We start from the raw sequence: 2566 nt of genomic DNA, 5'->3' as shown, positions 1-2566 counted from the left end.
CCATAACAGAGCGGATCGCCGCTAGCGAGAATACAGACGGGAGTGCCCCGATATTTGAGGATCGAGGCGATCGATTCTTCCAGCGGTGATGTCCACTCCAGGCGATCTGGGTGCGCATCATTTAACTTGTCCAGATGTCGTTTGCCACCGACAATCAGCGCGGCTCGATCGACAAATTCGCGTGCCAAGGGACTCAATTCGACTAGTCCCGCCTCACCGATCCCGATAATTGATAACCATTTCTTGCTTGCGATCGTCAATGTTAACTTCCTGTCTGAATTTCCAAGGAGGAGAATAGCCTGACTGAAAATTGAGGAGCTAATCCTCAATCGATCGATTCTACTTTGTCGATCGAAATCCTGCCCCTAATTCCGGCGAGACATGAGTAGTTGCAAGAGTTGGAGCACTGAGTACAGAGCGGTAGCTACATACGTCAATGCTGCCGCATCCAAGACCTTTTTAGCTCCTCTATTTTCATCGCCCTGCAAAATGCCCAATTCATTAATTAATTTCAAGGCGCGATTTGATGCATCAAACTCAACTGGCAAAGTCACGATGTGAAATAACACCACTCCTAAAAATAGCACGATGCCAATATTAATAAAGATCGCACTAATACTGCCCATCGCATTGAGACCAAAACCCAACATGATTAGGAGCGGTCCGATATTAGAACCCAAATTAGCTGCTGGCACTAGTGCTGCTCGAATATTCATCGGTTTGTAGCCTTTGACATCTTGGAGGACATGACCGCACTCATGAGCGGCCACTGCTGCCGCTGCTAGTGATGTGGAGCCATAGACAACCTCGGATAGTCTCACCGCTTTGGCACTAGGATCGTAATGGTCGGTGAGTTCGCCCGCGATCGGTTCTACCGAAACATGCTGGATACCCATTTCTTGTAAAATCTTTTCGGCGACTTGCGCTCCAGTCATCCCCATCCGCGCATCAACCTGGGCGTATTTTTGATAGGTACCTTTGACGCGAAATTGTGCCCACATCATCAGTAACATTCCAGGCAATAGGAAAAGCAGATAAAACATATAACTTTCTTACCTAATTTTAGTTGGCAAATGGCAATGCTCACCTTTTGGCAGGATCTTAACATTTTTGGCGATCGACGATTTAGGTTTGTGATTGACAAACATACAGTTGCTAACTTCTTCAATCATTGGACTTGAATCGATCGAGCATTTACTCGATGATGGACACAGCCACTCGCGATCGTCACCCCGATTAACAATTATGTCTAGTCCGTATACAGTAGTGCTGATCGTTCCCACGGGCATCGGTGCCGCAATGGGTGGCTTTGCCGGAGATGCATTGCCGATCGCTAGAGCCGTTGCTGCCAGTTGTGATCGCCTGATTACTCACCCGAATGTGATGAATGGGGCGCAGTTGTATTGGAGTATGCCAAATGCGCTCTATGTTGAGGGTTATGCCCTTGATCGATTTGCGGCGGGTGCCTGGGGATTACAGCCGGTGCGTCGCAATCGGATCGGCATCGTCTTCGATCGATCGATTCCCGACGACTTGCGCGTGCGCCATTTGCAAGCCGCAGATGCGGCGAGAGCGACGTTAGGGTTGGATTTGGTGGATTATGTGGTGACGGATCTGCCCTTGGGTGTAGAGCTGCGGACGGCTTCATCTGGAGCCTCTTGGGGGACAATCGAGCAGCCAGATAGTCTGTTGCGGGCGGTCGATAAATCGATCGCGGTTGCTGGAGCTGAAGCGATCGCTGTCATTGCGAGATTTCCCGACGATCTGGGGGCGACGATCTTGCAGGATTATCGGCATGGGATCGGGGTCGATCCTTTAGCTGGAGCCGAAGCCGTCATCAGTCACCTCGTCGTACGAACTTTTAAAGTTCCTTGCGCTCATGCACCTGCTTTATCACCACTGCCGATCGATCCGGAGATTTCCCCCCGCTCGGCGGCGGAGGAATTGGGGTATACATTCTTACCCTGTGTTTTAGTTGGACTGAGCCGCGCACCACAATTTATCATTACTCCGCCAGCTTCAGGAGTCGGAATTTGGCATGATGAAGTCGATGCCGTCATCGTCCCCGAATCCGCCTGTGGCGGCAGTGGTTTACTGAGCTTCGCGCGATCGTCACGCGCTAAGATTATTACAGTCGCCGAAAATCATACACGAATGGCCGTAACCCCCCAGGACGTCAAGATCCAATCGATCGCGGTAAAATCGTACTTAGAAGCGATCGGTGTCATTACAGTCGATCGCGCTGGCATGAGTCTCGATAGTTTTCGACCCCAGATCGATCGACTTAAAGAATGTCAATAAATTAGATGTATCTAAGATTTAAACTTTCACTATCCACTATCCACTATCCACTATCCACTATCCACTATCCACTCCTCTACCCCCTATCCCCTATCCCCTAGAAAATGAGTAACTCACACAATCCAGATATCGAACCTCTATCGCGGATGCAAATTTTAATTGCGATGGCGGTAACGGCAATTATCTTATTTGGAGTGGCGCGATTGTGGTTGTATTTGGGCGATCTTCAGTTACGTCCGATCTCGATCACAGTTGCCGATGTGGG

At 49.6% G+C, this 2566-nt stretch carries 2 protein-coding genes and 1 pseudogene; 1 reads left to right on the top strand and 2 read right to left on the bottom strand.

Translation table 11 applies throughout. From position 1 onward, the window contains the following. Together RMO27_RS05345 and RMO27_RS05340 are read right to left on the bottom strand one after the other, a co-directional pair. Window positions 1-260 (bottom strand): annotated as a pseudogene (locus RMO27_RS05345) (cobalamin biosynthesis bifunctional protein CbiET); the annotation flags it as partial. Between the two features lie 105 nt (window positions 261-365). Then, window positions 366-1043 (bottom strand): zinc metallopeptidase, encoded by a 678-nt coding sequence (locus RMO27_RS05340; RefSeq protein WP_309730105.1) that lies wholly within the window; start codon window positions 1041-1043, stop codon window positions 366-368. Between the two features lie 202 nt (window positions 1044-1245). On the opposite strand from RMO27_RS05340, the gene RMO27_RS05335 reads away from it, so the two are divergent. Continuing rightward, window positions 1246-2301, top strand: coding sequence for a DUF3326 domain-containing protein (locus RMO27_RS05335; RefSeq protein WP_309730102.1), 1056 nt, complete (start codon window positions 1246-1248; stop codon window positions 2299-2301). Window positions 2302-2566: the final 265 nt, after the last annotated feature.

The organism is Chamaesiphon sp. OTE_75_metabat_556 (genome assembly GCF_031378165.1).
In the GTDB taxonomy this organism is placed as follows: domain Bacteria; phylum Cyanobacteriota; class Cyanobacteriia; order Cyanobacteriales; family Chamaesiphonaceae; genus Chamaesiphon.
The sequence above is the reverse complement of the archived record's forward strand: the minus strand, read 5'-3'. Positions and strand labels throughout refer to the sequence as shown.